The organism is Terriglobus albidus (genome assembly GCF_025685425.1).
GTDB classification, from domain to species: domain Bacteria; phylum Acidobacteriota; class Terriglobia; order Terriglobales; family Acidobacteriaceae; genus Terriglobus; species Terriglobus albidus.
The window spans coordinates 73,351-90,886 of record NZ_JAGTAS010000020.1 but is presented as its reverse complement, the minus strand read 5'-3'; the positions used below and the strand labels follow the sequence as shown (position 1 = coordinate 90,886).

General features: G+C 60.1%; 9 protein-coding genes. 3 read left to right on the top strand and 6 right to left on the bottom strand.

Annotated features, from left to right (window positions below):
* Positions 1–109 precede the first annotated feature (109 nt).
* Positions 110–6,412 carry a HAMP domain-containing protein gene (locus OHL21_RS01330; RefSeq protein WP_263415446.1) on the top strand — a complete coding sequence of 2,101 codons (6,303 nt, stop codon included), beginning with the start codon at positions 110–112 and terminating at the stop codon, positions 6,410–6,412.
* A gap of 1 nt (position 6,413) precedes the next feature.
* The gene (locus tag OHL21_RS01325; protein WP_263415445.1) at positions 6,414–8,432 is read left to right on the top strand and encodes a hybrid sensor histidine kinase/response regulator; all 2,019 of its coding nucleotides are present in this window, start codon (positions 6,414–6,416) and stop codon (positions 8,430–8,432) included.
* A gap of 8 nt (positions 8,433–8,440) precedes the next feature.
* Here OHL21_RS01325 and mtgA read toward each other — a convergent pair whose 3' ends face one another.
* From mtgA to OHL21_RS01300, 5 genes are all read right to left on the bottom strand, one after another.
* Positions 8,441–9,232, bottom strand: coding sequence for a monofunctional biosynthetic peptidoglycan transglycosylase (gene mtgA / locus OHL21_RS01320; protein WP_263415444.1), 792 nt, complete (start codon positions 9,230–9,232; stop codon positions 8,441–8,443).
* A 156-nt stretch (positions 9,233–9,388) separates the two neighbouring features.
* The gene (locus OHL21_RS01315) at positions 9,389–9,850 is read right to left on the bottom strand and encodes an ankyrin repeat domain-containing protein (protein ID WP_263415443.1); all 462 of its coding nucleotides are present in this window, start codon (positions 9,848–9,850) and stop codon (positions 9,389–9,391) included.
* A gap of 45 nt (positions 9,851–9,895) precedes the next feature.
* Positions 9,896–11,185 (bottom strand): DUF2252 domain-containing protein, encoded by a 1,290-nt coding sequence (locus tag OHL21_RS01310; RefSeq protein WP_263415442.1) that lies wholly within the window; start codon positions 11,183–11,185, stop codon positions 9,896–9,898.
* Between the two features lie 277 nt (positions 11,186–11,462).
* Positions 11,463–13,076, bottom strand: coding sequence for a hydantoinase B/oxoprolinase family protein (locus OHL21_RS01305; RefSeq protein WP_263415441.1), 1,614 nt, complete (start codon positions 13,074–13,076; stop codon positions 11,463–11,465).
* Positions 13,073–15,061: a hydantoinase/oxoprolinase family protein gene (locus OHL21_RS01300; protein ID WP_263415440.1), complete on the bottom strand. Its 1,989-nt coding sequence runs from the start codon at positions 15,059–15,061 to the stop codon at positions 13,073–13,075. The genes OHL21_RS01305 and OHL21_RS01300 overlap by 4 nt, the downstream gene beginning before the upstream one ends.
* A gap of 138 nt (positions 15,062–15,199) precedes the next feature.
* Here OHL21_RS01300 and OHL21_RS01295 point away from each other — a divergent pair, with 138 nt between their 5' ends.
* The gene (locus OHL21_RS01295) at positions 15,200–16,456 is read left to right on the top strand and encodes an MFS transporter (protein ID WP_263415479.1); all 1,257 of its coding nucleotides are present in this window, start codon (positions 15,200–15,202) and stop codon (positions 16,454–16,456) included.
* On the opposite strand, the gene OHL21_RS01290 is transcribed toward OHL21_RS01295, so the two are convergent.
* On the bottom strand, positions 16,457–17,449 hold the full coding sequence (locus OHL21_RS01290; RefSeq protein ID WP_263415439.1) for an AraC family transcriptional regulator: 993 nt from the start codon (positions 17,447–17,449) through the stop codon (positions 16,457–16,459).
* Between the last annotated feature and the right edge of the window lie 87 nt (positions 17,450–17,536).

Below are 17,536 nucleotides of genomic sequence, written 5' to 3'. Positions count from 1 at the left end.
ACGAAGCAACCACTCCTGACGCATCGTGCATCTGACCGTTTGCCTAGTTTCATTTAATTAATTCTGGTAGTGAGCAACAAGCGCTCAACCACCTGAGTGAGGGTGATGCGTGAAACGAGTTGTCAGCAAGTCAGCCAAGACTGATCTTGCATCTTCTGTAGCAACTGTTGAACTCTCTGCCGCGGATCGATCCCAGTTTGACATTGCGATCGTTCTGGACGCCTTGCGCCGTATGCGCGATGGCGACTTCTCGGTGCGCCTTCCCAACCACTGGACAGGAATTGAAGGTAAGGTCGCAGATTCCTTCAACGACATTGTCGCCGCCAACCAGCAGATGGCGGGTGAGTTGAAACGTGTCGGCCAGGCTGTCGGTAAAGAGGGACGAACCCGCGAACGGACGCGCTTTCAGGAACGTCGCGGTTCCTGGGGAGAGATGGAGGCCAGCGTTAATACGCTGGTCGAAGATCTGCTGCGTCCTACCGTAGAGGTCACCCGGGCGATCGGCGCTGTGGCCCAGGGCAACCTGACGCAGACCGTACGGCTTGACGTGGACGGCCGTCCTCTCGAGGGCGAGTTCCTGCGCTCGGCCAACATCGTCAATACGATGATTCAGCAGCTCAGCGTCTTTACCTCCGAGGTGACACGTGTCGCCCGCGAGGTCGGTACAGACGGAAAGCTGGGCGGCCAGGCACAGGTGCCCGGCGTGGCCGGAACCTGGAAGGACCTTACCGATTCGGTAAACTCCATGGCCAGTAACCTGACCGGCCAGGTCCGTAACATTGCCGAGGTGGCAACGGCTGTAGCCAGCGGTGATCTCTCCCGCAAGATTACGGTCGACGTACGTGGTGAGATTCTGCAGTTGAAAGAGGCCATCAACACGATGGTCGATCAGTTGCGCTCCTTCGCCTCTGAAGTGACGCGCGTCGCTCGTGAAGTCGGTACAGACGGTAAGCTGGGCGGTCAGGCAGTGGTGCCTGGCGTGGCCGGAACCTGGAAGGACCTTACCGACTCAGTGAACGCCATGGCCGGCAACCTGACGGCCCAGGTCCGTAATATCGCAGAGGTAACGACAGCCGTTGCCCGTGGCGACCTCTCGCGCAAGATCACGGTAGACGTGAAGGGCGAGATCCTCGAGCTCAAAGACACCATCAACACCATGGTGGACCAGCTCAACGCCTTCGCCGGCGAAGTAACGCGTGTTGCGCGCGAAGTCGGTACCGAAGGCAAGCTGGGCGGCCAGGCGCAGGTGCCCGGTGTCGGCGGAACCTGGAAAGATCTCACCGATAACGTCAACTTCATGGCCTCGAACCTCACGGGCCAGGTCCGTAACATCGCCGAGGTTGCTACGGCGATCGCGAACGGTGACCTCTCCCGCAAGATCACGGTCGACGTGCGCGGCGAGATCCTGCAGCTGAAAGAGACCCTCAACACGATGGTCGACCAGCTCAACCGGTTTGCCGGCGAAGTGACGCGCGTCGCCCGCGAAGTCGGCACCGACGGTAAGCTGGGCGGCCAGGCCGAAGTGCCGGGTGTGGCCGGAACCTGGAAGGACCTTACCGACTCAGTAAACTCCATGGCCGGTAACCTGACGGCTCAGGTGCGTAATATCGCTGAAGTCACAACGGCTGTGGCCGGCGGCGACCTCTCCCGCAAGATCACGGTAGACGTGAAGGGCGAGATTCTCGAGCTGAAGAACACCATCAACACGATGGTGGATCAGCTCAACGCTTTCGCCGGCGAAGTAACGCGTGTCGCCCGCGAAGTGGGTACGGAAGGCAAGCTTGGTGGACAGGCCGCTGTGCCCGGTGTTGCCGGCACCTGGAAGGATCTTACCGATAACGTCAACTTCATGGCCTCAAATCTCACGGGCCAGGTGCGTAACATCGCCGAAGTCGCAACCGCTGTGGCTCGCGGCGATCTCTCCCGCAAGATCACCGTGGATGTACGCGGCGAGATCCTGCAGTTGAAAGAGACGCTGAACACCATGGTGGACCAGCTCCGCTCCTTCGCTTCCGAGGTGACGCGCGTCGCCCGCGAAGTGGGTACGGACGGCAAGCTGGGCGGTCAGGCTGAGGTGCCTGGTGTGGCCGGCACGTGGAAGGATCTTACCGACTCGGTAAACTCCATGGCCTCGAACCTCACGGGCCAGGTGCGTAACATCGCTGAGGTTTCGACAGCTATCGCGAACGGCGACTTGTCGAAGAAGATTACGGTGGACGTGCGCGGCGAGATCCTGCTGCTGAAAGAGACCATCAACACGATGGTGGACCAGCTCAACGCCTTCGCCGGCGAAGTCACCCGCGTGGCGCGTGAGGTCGGTACGGAAGGCCGTCTTGGTGGCCAGGCCAATGTGCCCGGTGTTGCCGGCACCTGGAAGGATCTTACCGATTCGGTGAACTCGATGGCCGGTAATCTCACCGGCCAGGTACGTAACATCGCCGAAGTGACGACGGCGGTTGCCCGTGGCGACCTCTCCCGCAAGATCACCGTAGACGTGAAGGGCGAAATCCTGGAGCTGAAGAACACCATCAACACGATGGTGGACCAGCTCAACGCCTTCGCCGCCGAAGTGACGCGCGTTGCCCGTGAAGTCGGTACGGACGGCAAGCTGGGCGGTCAGGCCGAGGTGCCGGGTGTTGCCGGCACGTGGAAGGATCTTACCGACAACGTCAACTTCATGGCTTCGAACCTGACGGGCCAGGTGCGTAATATCGCCGAAGTCGCAACGGCCATCGCAACGGGCGATCTCTCGAAGAAGATCACCGTGGACGTACGCGGTGAGATTCTGCAGCTCAAAGAGACCCTGAACACCATGGTCGAGCAGCTCCGCTCGTTCGCCGCCGAAGTAACACGTGTGGCGCGTGAGGTCGGCACCGAAGGCCGTCTGGGCGGTCAAGCGAACGTGCCAGGTGTTGCCGGTACCTGGAAGGATCTTACGGATTCAGTAAACGCCATGGCCGGCAACCTCACCGGTCAGGTGCGTAACATCGCCGAAGTGACGACGGCCGTTGCCCGCGGCGACCTCTCGCGCAAGATCACGGTAGACGTGAAGGGCGAAATTCTCGAGCTGAAGAACACCATCAACACCATGGTGGATCAGCTCAACGCCTTCGCCGGCGAAGTCACGCGCGTCGCCCGCGAAGTGGGTACGGACGGTAAGCTGGGCGGCCAGGCCGAGGTGCAGGGCGTTGCCGGTACGTGGAAGGATCTTACCGATAACGTCAACGTTATGGCCTACAACCTCACCGAACAGGTGCGCGGCATTGTGAAGGTGGTAACGGCCGTCGCCAACGGTGACCTGACGCAGAAGCTGACGGTAAACGCCAAGGGCGAAGTGGCCGCGCTGGCCGAGACCATCAACAACATGACCGGCACACTTGCCATCTTTGCCGATCAGGTCACCACAGTCGCGCGTGAGGTTGGTGTAGAAGGCCGTCTCGGTGGCCAGGCCAACGTGCCTGGTGCTGCCGGAACATGGAAAGATCTCACCGGTAACGTGAACCTGTTGGCCGACAACCTTACTAACCAGGTGCGTGCCATCGCAGAGGTAGCCACCGCCGTGACCAAGGGTGACCTCACCCGGTCGATCCAGGTGGAAGCACGTGGTGAGGTGGCCGAGCTGAAGGACAACATCAATACGATGATTGATAACCTTCGTCTCACCACCGACCGGAACAACGAGCAGGACTGGCTGAAGACGAACCTGGCCCGCTTTACCGGCATGCTGCAGGGCCAGCGTGATCTTGCAACCGTAGGCCGCTTGCTGCTCTCTGAGCTGGTTCCGCTGGTGGCCGCGCAGCAGGGGCTCATCTATCAGATGGATGAAGAAAACACGCGTACGCTGGTGCTTCTCTCGGCGTACTCCAGTACGCCGGAAGCCCATCAGGAACGCATTTTTCTTGGTGAGGGACTTATCGGTCAGTGCGCGCTTGAGAAGCGCCGTCTACTGGTCCAAGACCTTCCGCCAGGAACGTTGCCAATCCGCTCCGGTCTGTTTGAAGCCGTGCCGCGTAACGTGATCGTTCTGCCGGTGCTCTTCGAAGGCCGCGTGAAGGCGGTCATCGAGCTGGGCACGCTGCACTACTTCACTGCCTCGCACATGGCCTTCCTCGAACAGCTCACATCGAGCATCGGCATCGTGCTGAACAGTATTGAGGCGACGATGCAGACGGAAGGCCTGCTGAAACAGTCGCAGCAGCTTGCAACCGAGCTGCAGACCCAGCAGACCGAGCTGCAGACCACCAACGAGCAGCTTGCGCAGAAGGCGCAGCAGCTTGCCGAACAGAACGCGGAAGTGGAACGCAAGAACCAGGAGATCGAGCAGGCTCGCCGCGCTCTGGAAGACAAGGCCAAGGAGTTGGCGCTGACCTCGAAGTACAAGTCAGAGTTCCTGGCGAACATGTCGCACGAGCTGCGCACGCCGCTGAACAGCATTCTCGTGCTTGGTCAACAGTTAACCGACAACCCCGATGGCAATCTCACACCGAAGCAAGTGGAGTTTGCACGCACGATTCACGGAGCGGGAACGGATCTGCTGAATCTGATCAGCGATATCCTCGATCTCTCGAAGATCGAGTCCGGAACGGTCTCCGTCGAAGCCGAAGAGCTCTTCTTTGGCACGCTGCTCGAATCGCTGGCGCGGCCCTTCCGCCATGAGGCAGAGAATCGTCGGCTCAGCTTCGACATCGATGCTGATTCCCGTCTGCCGCGCAGCCTGGTTACAGACTCCAAACGTCTGCAGCAGGTGTTGAAGAACCTGCTCTCCAATGCGTTCAAGTTCACGGAGAAGGGAAGCGTGAAGCTCAAGGTCTTCCCGGTTACCTCCGGATGGAGCGACGGGCACCCTATCCTCAACGGCGCCGGCAATGTCATTGCCTTTGAGGTAACGGACACCGGTATCGGCATTCCGCAGGAGAAGCAACGCATCATCTTTGAAGCCTTCCAGCAGGCGGATGCCGGCACCAGCCGTAAGTACGGCGGCACCGGACTCGGCCTGGCCATCAGCCGTGAGCTCGCAAGCCTGCTTGGCGGCGAGATTCAGCTTCGCAGCGTCCCCCGCGAAGGCAGCACCTTCACCCTCTATATCCCGCAGACCTATGTCGGTCCGACAGCCACTGTTATCTCGTATCCTGAACGCTCGCAGGCTACCCACTATTCGGTCAATCTCACACTTCCTGCTACGGCAGCGGAGCAGATTGTCGATCGCGTGGAAGATGATCGCGGGAATGTCGAGCCTGGCGATCCCACGCTGCTTATTGTGGAGGACGATCCCCACTTTGCGCGCATTCTGTGCGATATGGCGCGCGACAAGGGCTTCAAGGTGTTGGTTGCGATGCGCGGGTCAGAGGCGCTGGCCTTCGCTCGCGAATTTCGTCCCACCGCCGTCTCCCTTGATGTCTTCCTTCCGGACATGTTGGGTTGGGCAGTCCTGAACCATCTGAAGCAGGACCCTCTTACCCGCCACATTCCGGTACAGATGCTTACCCAAGACGAGGACTGGCATCATGGCCTGTCGCGTGGTGCATTTTCCTATGTCACCAAGCCCACCACCGCCGAAGGCTTGGCCCACGCCATCTCACGTATCAAGGAATTTTCAACGCCCCGCAGGAAGAAGCTGCTGATCGTCGAAGACAACCCGGCTGAGCAGACCAGCATCTGTGCACTGCTGGGGCACGACGACATTGATGTGGAGATTACCGACAGCGGAGCCTCCGCCCTTGCCGCTCTCGAACGGGACAACTTCGATTGCGTTGTTCTTGACCTTCGCCTTCCGGATATGACCGGTTTCGAGGTCCTCGAGAAGATTCATGAGGACGAGAGACTGCACGAGCTTCCTGTCGTGGTCTTCACCGGAAAGGACCTTTCTCCGGAAGAGGATGTACGTCTGCATACGCTCGCCCGCAGCGTTGTCGTCAAAGACGTCGAGTCCCCCGAGCGCCTGCTCGACGAGACCGCCCTCTTCCTGCATCGTGTCGTCAGCGACTTGCCGGTGGAGAAGCAGCGTATGCTCGACCGCCTGCATCAGTCCGATGAGGCGCTGGTCGGGACCAAGGTTCTGGTGGTGGATGACGACGTCCGGAATATCTTCGCGCTCAGCAGTGTGCTTGAGCGGCGGGGTATGGTGGTGCTTACCGCCGGAACCGGGCGCGAAGCCATTGAAACACTTGCAAAAACACCTGACATATCCATCGTTCTGATGGATATCATGATGCCGGAGATGGATGGTTACGAGACCATGCAGGTGATCCGGCAGAATCCTGAGTTCCATCGGCTGCCGATCATTGCTCTGACCGCCAAGGCGATGAAGGGAGATCGTGAGAAATGTCTCGAAGCCGGAGCTTCCGATTACATGGCGAAGCCGGTCAACACGGACCAACTGCTTTCCGGACTAAGAACGTGGCTTCATCGCTGATATGAACGTTGCCGCTCAAATCGATGCTCCAAAAACCATCCCGGAGGTGTCACTTCCGGCAGAGGTTCCAGTGCAGGCTCAGCCGCAGACAGCAAAGACGCCGGTCACCATTCTTATGGTGGACGACCAGCCCGGAAAGCTGCTCAGCTATGAGGTCATTCTGCGCGACCTGGGGGAGACTCTGGTCAAAGCGACGTCTGCGCGCGAAGCCCTGGACTGCCTTTTGAAGCTCGACGTTGCCGTGGTTCTTCTGGACGTGAGCATGCCGGAGATGGACGGCTTCGAACTCGCCGATATGATGCGGCAGCATCCGCGTTTCCAGAAGACGCCCATCATCTTCGTCTCCGCCGTTCACCTTACCGATGTCGATCGCATCCGTGCGTACCAGAGCGGTGCCGTGGACTACATCTCGGTGCCGGTGGTTCCCGACGTCCTGCGGGCAAAGGTTAGCGTCTTTGCCGAGTTGCACCGTACTACGCGCCAACTGCAGCAGTTGAACCGCGAGCTGGAGGCACGCGTCGCCGAACGCAGTCAGGCGCTGCGGTTGCTCAATGCGCAGCTCCAGGAGCGGGTCGCCGAGCTGGAGTCCATCATGAAGGTACTGCCGGTCGGCGTCGCCGTAGCCCATACCCCCGAGGGCAACGAGATCACAACCAACGCCGCTCTGCGTGAGATTTTGAGTCTTGGGGGAGTGGACAAGCCGATCGATCAGGCCTTCGCAACCGCCGGTTACACCGCCTATCAGCACGGCAGGCAACTGGATCCGGAGGAGATGCCGGTGCGGACCTCGTTGCGCACCATGCAGCCCACGGGGCTCACTGAGCTGGAGCTGCATCGCAACGGCAGCTCTGTGAAATCCATGCTGGCGAGCGCCTCTCCTGTCTTCGATGAGGCCGGGGAAGTTCGTGGTGCGGTGGGCGCGTTCTTCGATATCACCGAACAGAAACGCATGGAAGAGATCCTCCGTGAGCGCGCCGAGTTGCTGGAGCTTGCCTCTGAAGCCATCATGGTGCGGGATTGGCTGGGTGTCATCCGATTCTGGAATGCAGGCGCCGAAGCGCTCTACGGCTGGAGCCGTGAGGAGGCCGTCGGGCAGAACGCTCATACCTTCCTTGCGACCAGATGGCCCGTCAGCCTTGAGCATATGCGGGAGACGCTCAGGACAGCCAGACGCTGGGATGGAGATCTGGTGCACCGCTGCAAGGATGGACGCGAAGTCGTCGTCGCCAGCCGCCAGGCACTCACGGTGAGCGGTGGAATGGTGCTCGAGATCAATCGTGATATCACTGCGCAACTCCAGGCGGAAGAGGCTCTGCGCCGTAACGACCGCCTGGCCGCCATGGGTAAGCTCGCGGGCATTGTCGCTCACGAGATCAATAATCCCCTCGCGGCCATTACCAACGCTTTCTTCCTGCTGCAGAACCATCCTTCGCTTGATCAGGAGGCACGTTACTACGCCCAGCTCGCTGAGCAGGAACTGGCGCGTGTGTCCCACATCACGAAGCAGACACTCAGCTTCTATCGCGAGTCGCAGATCGCCGTGCCGCTACATCTCAGCGATCTCGTGAAAGACGTCCTTGAGTTGCAGCATGCCAACCTGGTCGCGAATAACATCCGGCTGGAGACGCAGTACAAGGTAACGGGCGAAGTGCACGGCTTCCCGGGCGAGCTGAAACAGGTCTTCATGAACCTGATTGCCAATGCGATTCAGGCCATGCCTCAGGGAGGGCGTCTCCGCATCCGGGTCAGGAATGCCATCCGCCGTGGCGAATACCTGCCGGGCATCGTGGTCAGCATTACGGATAGCGGCTGCGGCATACGGCCCGAAGATGCACGGCGCCTTTTCGAGCCCTTCTACACTACCAAGTCAACCAAGGGCACTGGTCTTGGCCTGTGGATCAGCCGCGGCATCGTCGAAAAGCATGATGGCACACTTACCTTCCGAAGCCACTTCGGAGAAAAGGGAACGGCCACCTGTTTCCGGATCTTCCTCTCCACGCATAAAGCCACGCAGATCTGAGCTCTCAGCTACCAGCCCATCTGCACCATTCGTCTCAGGATGATTCCACTGTAGCTGTTCATACGCTCGGGCTTTCGTTTCAGTGGCGCGGGAAGAAGCGCGGCCAGCCGCGCCGCCTGCGCACGGCTGATGCCGCGAGCCGAGGTCCTGTAGTCTGTGCGGCAGACCGCATCTGCGCCGTAGATTCCCGGACCCCATTCCACCACGTTGAGATAAAGCTCCAGAATGCGCTGCTTGCCTAGCGCCAGTTCAGCCACCGGTACCAGCGTCGCCTCTGCCATCTTGCGGATCACAGAGCGCCCTGTTCCAAAGAACAGGTTCTTCACCAATTGCTGTGTAATGGTGGAAGCGCCCCGCGTGCGTTCGCCCTCGATGTCTTCTTTGGCTGCGGTCTGGATCTCATGCCAATCGAAGCCATGATGCTGATAGAAGCGTGCATCCTCGGCTGCAACCACGGCATGTTGCAGGTCGGGCGAGATCTGGCTGAGCGGAACGAACTTGTAACGCTTGTTATACGGCGCGCTACTTGTCCATGACTGTACCCTTCGCTGCATCTGGACCATGGTGGTCGGTGGATCGATCCATCGCAGCGCTGCCAGCGATAACGCTGCAAGCAGCCAGAGAAGTACGATGGCGAGACCAAACCAGCGAAGAAGACGCAGGACAGAAGGTCTGCTAGTCCGCAGCCTGGGCTGTATGTCTGACGTGGGAGCCACTGTCAGCATCATAGCGCCCGCTGTCAAAGCACCAAGGTGCGCCCCATACCAGCCTGGGGCAACGCCCCAGGTCACGAATCCCATGGATGATCAAAGGGCTGAAGGCCCGCTCTATGGTTCCGCAGCGAGAATTTATCGATGTGCCTTGACAAATATTTCGCAAATAGGACTGCCAAGAGCAGCCGTTCAAAGGCAGCAAGATGGCCAAGCTTGCGGATCCAGTCATGCGGAATCCCGGATTCACTCATCTGTGTGTTCTGTCCGCTGAAACAATCGGGTTATCCGCGGATCTCCTGTTTGTTCCGCCAACTGCGAGAGTGGCGTTCCCTCAGAGTTATTGGCCCGACGAAGTGCCGGGAATCTCCTGATAAGGCGCGCAACCCATATCGCGTCTCGTCTCTCGATGGCGAAGGCGAGATCGTCCAGCTCGATGGCGAGAAAGCCGCCCATTTCGCGAAGATACTCAATGGCCCAGCCAGCGGGTGTGGCTCCGAACTCGGCGTCGCGGGCGTTGATCTCTGCTCCCTGATGAACTAGAAACTCCGCGATCGCGTGATGACCGCCGAATGCGGCGTGATGCAGGACGGTCGCTCCGCGTTCGTCTCGTTGATGCAGGAGCTCCGGATGGTGACTCACGATCGTTCTGACCTCGTCCTCATCTCCGCGCTTCGCTGCTTCCAGCAGATCGTCAAAGCTTCCCATGGGCTCCTCCATGATTGCGACAGCATGGTACTGCGATGCAATCGGTTACGCCAAACCTGCTTTGAACTTCTGCCAGTCATCTCTGCTCTGCGCCGCGTAGGCATGCGCGAACTCCAGCATGGCTTCACGGAAGCGCTTGCCTTTGCCGATGTATCCCTGGATCAGTCCCGGATCTCCTGAACGCGCATGACCGCGGGCCAACAGCTCGCCACAGACCTCCGCATACTGCTGTAAGGCGGTTCCATCCAGATGTGTGACATCGAGTGTGGCCTTGTGATCGTTGAGCTGGCGGACAAGGTAATCTCGGCCTTCGAATCGGGTATACCCCAGCATCGGGTCGCTCTGCAGTTGCATGGCGCGGTGTCCATTGACTACACGCTGTCCCTGGTTTGTCGCGGTGACGGTTTTGGCAGGAAGATACGGCGCATACACAGAGCCGGTCTCTTCCTTGATCTGCAGGAAAAGAGGATCGTCGGCGCCATTGCCTTCCATATAGATCACATAATCACGCATGCCGACCGAGCCGGTGCCGACAACCTTGAAGGCAACATCGACCGGCTTATAACGGGCAAGGAAGTGCTGGCGCTCCGGCTGCAGTGATTCGCGATAGCGGCGCAGAGAGGCGAGTACAGCCCGCTTCCGCTCTCCTTTGACGCGATGCAGCGCCGGCGGCAGGTTTCGAAAGGCCCGACCGTCTGTTGTCTCTTCCGTAAGATGCTCGCGCGTATGCAGAGGCGTGGCGCGTTCGGCCTTGCGCAGGATCTCAGAGATGGACGATACCGCTTGCAGCCGATGTACCTGGAAGCGTGCGGCGTCCAACACCGGCAGACGGGCAAGATGTTCCATCAGCCCGCAGTAGCTGGCCAGAAAGACATCGGCGGCGCTATGGCATCCTGTTTTGTGGACCCCGGCATCGTCTCCCGCGAGCAGAATACTGGTGGTCATGCGTTTGATGTCCCATTCGAAGGGCCCGTGAATGGTCTCGTCGAAGTCGTTGATATCGAAGATGAGGCGTCCATCGTCACCTTCATAGGCGCCGAGGTTCTGCAGGTGAGCATCGCCGCAGAGCTGAGACACGATGGAGGTGCGCGGTCCAAGTGAGAGATCGTACGCCATGATGGGTGCAGCGCCTCGGAAGAAGGCGAACGCAGAACCAGCCATGCGCTCGTTCTTGAGCGGAAGCAATGTGACGATGCGTCCACGCATCGCCTTGGCCAGCAGTTTGTGGGGATCAGAGGTGCGCTGTGCGGCGTCCCAGTGACCGAGTTCGGTACGGGCAACGGATTTGCGGTGCCGTGCTCCGCGTTGGACTGCGCGGGTTGCGTCTTTCTTCATGGTGTTCGCTAGTCTAGCGGAGTGTTGGCCGGGTTATTCAGTTTTGTTACCGATTCTCGGATAGCGTGAATGGAACATTGGAGCGAGTGAATGGGTGGGAGAGGTGGGCTTCAGCCCACCGTTATTCGCTCTAGAAAGAACGGGCTTTAGCCTTGGGCCTTTTGCTCTGTTGAGCAGAAAGCCCAGGGCTAAAGCCCAACGTGTTATTAGGCCTAACTCAGCGGGCTGAAGCCCGCTGCTCCCACCCTTTGGAACGGATCGCTTTGATAGTGAATTTTTAATATCGCTTACCCCATCCGCCTCCACCCGGCGTCTCCACGCGAATGCGGTCACCGGCCTTTGCCTGGATGCTGCATTTGGCCGGCAGCTCTTCTTCAGTCTCTCCACTACGAAGATAGGAAACTCCTCGTTTTCCATCTGCACCTCCCTGCAACCCATAGGGTGCAAACTTACGGCGCTCGGTAAGCAGCGTAATGGTGCTCGGTGCGAGCAGCTCAATCTCACGCACAATGCCATCGCCGCCGCGATACTGTCCTTCGCCGCCGGAATGAGCCCGGTAGCCGTAGTGGATGACGCGGAAGGGATAGGCATACTCCAGCGCCTCGACCGGCGTGTTCAGCGAGTTGGTCATGTGGGTGTGAATGCCGGAGATGCCGTCTGCCGTGGGTCGCGCGCCCATGCCTCCGGCGATGGTCTCGTAGTACGCGAAGGGCTTGCCTGTGCGGTGATCGACGCCACCGATAGTAAGGTTGTTCATCGTCCCGGAGCTGGCGGCCGGAATGCGATCAGGCATCGCCTTTGCCAGAGCCCGCAGCAGCACATCCACAATGCGCTGCGAGGTCTCCACGTTGCCGCCTGCAACAGGGGCGGGAAGTACCGCGTCGACGATGCTGCCGCGTTCTGTTTCGACGATGACCGGCCGCATCAGGCCGGCGGTCGCCGGAGCATCTTCCGGCAGCAGGCAGCGCAGCACGTAGTACACAGCCGAATAAGTGACGGCATAGACCGCGTTGATGCTGCTCCTCACCTGCGGATGACAGCCTTTGAAGCTGACCTTCGCTGTCTGTGTTTCGTTGTCGAGCGTGATGGTGACGCGTATGGGCAGCGGCGTCTCGTCGAAGCCATCACTATCCATAAAGTCTTCGGCCGTATAGCTTCCACTGGCGCACTGTGCGAACTGCGCCCGCATCAGGCGCTCGGAGTAGTCGAGCAGTGCTGCCGAAAGCCGGCATACGCGTTCGGCTCCGTGCTTCGCGATCAGTTCCAGCAGGCGCAGCTCGCCCACGCGGCAGGCGCCGATCTGTGAAAGGAGATCACCTTTGCGCTCCTCGGGAGTACGCACGTTGTGTAACACAAGCTGCAGGATCGCGTGATTGATCTCGCCGCCGTCGACGATCAGCACCGGAGGAATACGCAGACCCTCCTGGTAGATCTCACGGCACAGACCCATCGATCCGGGATACAGTCCGCCCACATCCGCATGATGCGCGCGCACGGCGATATACATCAACGGAGCTTCTGCATCGATGGCCGCGAAGACGGCCAGCACGAGGGTGATATCCGGAAGATGGGTTCCGCCGGCATACGGATCGTTCAGCATGGCGATATCGCCGGGACGCAGTGTCATGCTCTCTATCACCGCTTTGACGGACATGGGCATCGATCCCAGATGCACCGGCATGTGGTCACCCATGGCGATGACCTGGCCCATGCTGTCGAAGACCGCGCAGGAGTAGTCGCGCCGCTCCTTGATGTTCGGCGAGAAGGAGGTTCGCCGCAACGCCGCGCCCATCTCTTCGGCGATGGAATGCGTCGCGCTTTTAAAAACCGCCAGCTCAATCGGATCGATGGCTGCCGCTGTCTGCGGTTGTGAAGCTTGCATCGCGCTCATGCGGGGTATACCTCGATCACTAAGTTGCCGAAGGCGTCGACCTCGACGATGCATCCGGGCGGCACCACGGTGGTGGCGCTGTACTCCGCGATTAGGGCAGGGCCTGCGAATCGATCGCCCGGCTTGAGCTGCTCCCGCTGGTAGACATTGCTCTCTCTCCACGTTCCGTTAAAATAGATCGGGCGTGTCTTCAGTACGGCCTGCGATCCATTGCCGGGAATCATGTTTGACTTCGGTAGATCCACTGGAGCGGCGCAGATCGTGACACGGACGCGCACATTCACTGCCTGCACCGGAGTCTCAGCACTGGCATAGCCATAGCGTTTGCGATGGAGAGAATGAAACTCCGCGAGGTGGTTCGCGCCGTAGGGAACGTTCAGCTCATAGCCCTGGCCAACATAGCGTAGATCGATAGACCGTTCGGCGGAGTATTCCGCTTCGCGGGGAAGCCCCTGCCGCTGCAACTCTTCAGTCGCTTGTGCTTCGAGCTCCTGCAGTTGGATTGTAAGCATCTCCTCATTAGCTGCCGGCAGCATCACGGTGCGGCTGTAGTCGCGGACCGTGTCTGCAAGAAGAATCCCCAGTGCAGACAACGCCCCGGGTAGGCGCGGCACCAGCACGCGCGGAATCTGCAGTGAACGCGCCATCGAACAGGCGTGCAGCGGACCGGCCCCGCCAAAGCTCACCAGCGTAAACTCGCGCGGATCATAGCCACGCTCAATCGAGATCACACGAATCGCTTTCTCCATCGCCGTCTCTGCCAGCAGGACGATGCCAGCAGTAAACTGTTCCACGCTGGCAAGCCCGCCGCGTGCCTCTTCCATCCACTGCAGCGCACGCGTGTCATCCAGCCGCACCTTGCCACCGAGAAAGAGATCAGGATCAAGCCGCCCCAGCGCCAGGTTGGCATCGGTGACGGTCGGCAGGGTTCCGCGTCCGTAGCAGATTGGCCCTGGAACAGCACCCGCGGACTCCGGCCCGACATGCAACGCTCCACCGGCATCGAAGCGTGCGATGGACCCACCGCCTGCGCCTACCGTATGAATGTCGAGCATCGGAACGCTTACCGGCATCTCAGAGATCACGGCATCGCTGGTGGTGCGTGGCCCTCCTTCGGCGGCATCGATCAGCGAGACATCCGTGGAGGTTCCACCCATGTCGAAGGCGATGATCTTATCGAAGCCGGCCAAGCGCGCCAGCCGGTACGCCCCCATGACGCCACCCGCCGGTCCGGAGAGTACTGTGCGCACCGGCTCCTCGGCGGCGATCGCAGCCGTGATAATGCCGCCCGAAGACTGCATCACCTGTACGCTGCCGCCGGAGATTGCTGCGTCGATCTCAGTCTCCAGACGATGAAGATAGGTGCTTACTTTCGGGGACAGATAGGCGTTGGTCACGATGGTGCTTCCGCGCTCATATTCGCGGAACTCCGGCAGAATCCGGTGCGAGATCGAGATGGGGAGCCCCAAAGGCTTCAGTGCTTCGGCCACCCGGGTCTCGTTTACAGGATTGGCAAATGAGAAGAGCAATGAGATCGCAATCGCTTCCGCCCCGCTGTTCTGAATTGCCATTGCAAGCTGCCGCAGCGAATCTTCCGAGGGCGCACGCAATACAAGACCTTCGGCAGTGACGCGTTCATCCACACCGAAACGAAGCTCTTTCGGAACCACGGAAGGCAGTGGAGAGCGGAACCAGTCGTAGAGGCTGGTGCGCGCCTGGCGGCCGATCGCAATGGTGTCTTCAAAACCAGCGGTGGTGACAAATGCAACTCGCGCGCCTTTGCGTTCCAGCATGGCGTTGGTTCCGACGGTAGTGCCGTGACGCACCTCTGGAACCACGGGGCTCGTCGTCACCTGCTTCACCGCATCCAGCACGGCACGGCTGGGATCGGCCGGAGTCGAAAACAACTTCAGAACCCGCACCTCACCGCCGGCAAGATACACACAATCGGTAAAGGTGCCGCCGCTGTCGATCGCTATGCGCAAAGAAAGTGCTCCATTTGGAAGGAATCATATGCGTGCCGTCTCTGCAATACCAGCGGCTGACGGCACGGACGGTTACATCTTGCCGACAGCGCTGCTCTCGCATACGATCATGCTCACCCACACACAGGGGCGCACGTGATGGACAGCTTGGTCGACAACCCAGCCTTCTGGTCCCTGGCCAGGCAACCGGCGCGGCGTAACGCCCTGTTGGCTGCGGCCCTTGGCTGGATGCTCGACAGCATGGACGTCATGCTCTACTCAATGGTCATTCCCGCGGCGCAGAAAGACCTTGGTATGAGCTCCGCCACCGCCGGACTGATTATGAGCTTCACGCTGCTTTCTGCCGCAGCTGGGGGAATCGGCTTCGGTTTCGTTGCTGATCGCCTGGGTCGCACGCGTGCTCTCTCGCTGTCGATTCTGATCTATACCGTCTGCACCGGGCTCTGCGCCTTTGTGCATACAATTCCGCAACTCGCGCTCTGCCGGTTTTTACTCGGCATCGGTATGGGCGGCGAGTGGGCTGCGGGCGCCGCCCTGGTTGCAGAGACCTGGCCGCAGCAGCACCGGGCCAAGGCCCTGGCGTTGGTCCAGAGCGCATGGGCCATCGGCTACGCCCTGGCCGCTGGAGTTGTCGCGCTCATCATGCCGCACTTCGGCTGGCGTGCCGTCTTTCTCGCAGGCCTGTTTCCCGCGTTGATCACGATCTGGATCCGCCGTAAGGTGAAGGAGCCGGAACACTGGACGCCTGCGACCAACGTATCTGCCGGGGCACTCTTCCGCGGGAAGCTCGCTCCACGCACCTTGGTCATCACCGGTATGAACGCCGCGAGCCTCTTCGCCTGGTGGGGGCTCTTCTCCTGGGCTCCATCGTTTCTCTCTGCGCCGGTAAGCAAAGGCGGTCACGGTCTCGATGTGTTGCATACGTCTACGTTCACCATCGTGATGCAGCTCGGCACGTTTCTCGGCTACGTCAGCTTCGGCCCGCTGGCAGACCGCTTCGGCCGCAAGCCGGTCTACGTCACTTTTCTGCTGATGGCTGCGCTGATTGTGCCGCTCTATGCAGTGGTGCAGACACCGACGGCCCTGTTGCTGCTTGGCCCCGTCGTCGGCTTCTGGGGCACGGGCTTCTTCAGCGGCTTCTCCGTCATCTCCAGCGAAGCCTTTCCCACGGCGCTACGCGGACGCGCGATGGGCTTCGCCTACAACCTCGGCCGCATCGCAAGTGCTGTTGCACCCTTCACCGTGGGCCGTGTCGCACAGCAACGCGGGTTTGGTTTCGGCCTTTCGATTACATCTGCGGCCTTTCTCCTCGCTGCTGCCATTGCGCTGTTCCTGAAGCAGGACTGGGCAAAGATCAGCCAGGAAGAGGTGCAACCGCAAGCGGTCGTCTCTTGATCACCCATGCACCGGGTGCCCCATGTCCCCAGGGGACATGGGCATTCGAGCTACGCTCGAACCGTTTTTCGTTTCCGAAAGCCGAGTCACATCACACTCACGCACATACTGTCGCGGCGAACACCCCTTCTCCCGCTTGAATGCCGTACTAAACGCGCTCTCAGACTCATACCCCAGCGACAACGCAATCGCAGAGATGGAATCCGAAGAGTTCGAAAGCTTATCGGCAGCCAAGAGCATGCGCCACCGTGTCACGTACTCCATCGGAGAAGAACCAACCGTCTCCTTGAACTTCACGGCAAAGCTCGACCGCGACATGCCCGCCTCTTCGGCCAGCATCTGCAGCGTCCATCGCCGCGCAGGCTCGTTATGAATGCAGCTCATCGCCGCACTGATCTGTTTATCCGCCAGCGCAAACAGCCAGCCGACATTGCCGTTTGCCTGTTCCGCCAGATGCAGGCGCAGCGCCTGCACCAGCATCATGTATGTGAGCTGCTGCGCGATCAGATATCCACCCGGCTGCGGATCGCGTAACTCCTGCATCATTCGTTCCAGGCACCATCGCATCGCCGCGCGATCTGATTCTCTGGACAGATGCACAATCGGCGGCAGCACCTTCAGCAGCATGCTGCTATCGCCCGAAAGGGCAAAGTGGCCGCCCAGCCCGAAGCATGCGCCTCCACCGTTGTAGGTTGCAATGGCGCCGTTCAGCGGAAAACGAAAGATGGTCTGCGCCTCAACCGGCGGCAGCGAGAGATCGCTCGCCATCCGGAAGCGACGGCCTGAGGGCAGCAGGTAACAGTCGCCGGCGAAGACACGCACCGGGTCAGGAACGCCATCCACCGCAAGCCAGCACTCGCCGGAGACCACGGCGTAGCACTTGATGCCGTCATGGGGTCCAAACTGGATCGACCAGTCGCCGCCCATATCCATGCCGCCGGAGGTATAGCTGCGCGGCTTCAGCAACGACAACACGGCCGAGAGGGGATCCATAGCTGTATTGGACGCTTGCGAAGGTATTACGGATTCTCAAGCATAGATCGTATGTCGCACATCTCCTATCGTCTTCGTAGAGGTGAG

Bases quoted from the DNA above. Each gene is read 5' to 3' on its own strand.
- OHL21_RS01325 (WP_263415445.1), top strand. From the start codon at position 6,414: ATGAACGTTGCCGCTCAAATCGATGCTCCAAAAACCATCCCGGAGGTG.
- mtgA (WP_263415444.1), bottom strand. From the start codon at position 9,232: ATGGGATTCGTGACCTGGGGCGTTGCCCCAGGCTGGTATGGGGCGCAC.
- OHL21_RS01315 (WP_263415443.1), bottom strand. From the start codon at position 9,850: ATGGGAAGCTTTGACGATCTGCTGGAAGCAGCGAAGCGCGGAGATGAG.
- OHL21_RS01310 (WP_263415442.1), bottom strand. From the start codon at position 11,185: ATGAAGAAAGACGCAACCCGCGCAGTCCAACGCGGAGCACGGCACCGC.
- OHL21_RS01305 (WP_263415441.1), bottom strand. From the start codon at position 13,076: ATGAGCGCGATGCAAGCTTCACAACCGCAGACAGCGGCAGCCATCGAT.
- OHL21_RS01295 (WP_263415479.1), top strand. From the start codon at position 15,200: ATGGACAGCTTGGTCGACAACCCAGCCTTCTGGTCCCTGGCCAGGCAA.
- OHL21_RS01290 (WP_263415439.1), bottom strand. From the start codon at position 17,449: ATGGATCCCCTCTCGGCCGTGTTGTCGTTGCTGAAGCCGCGCAGCTAT.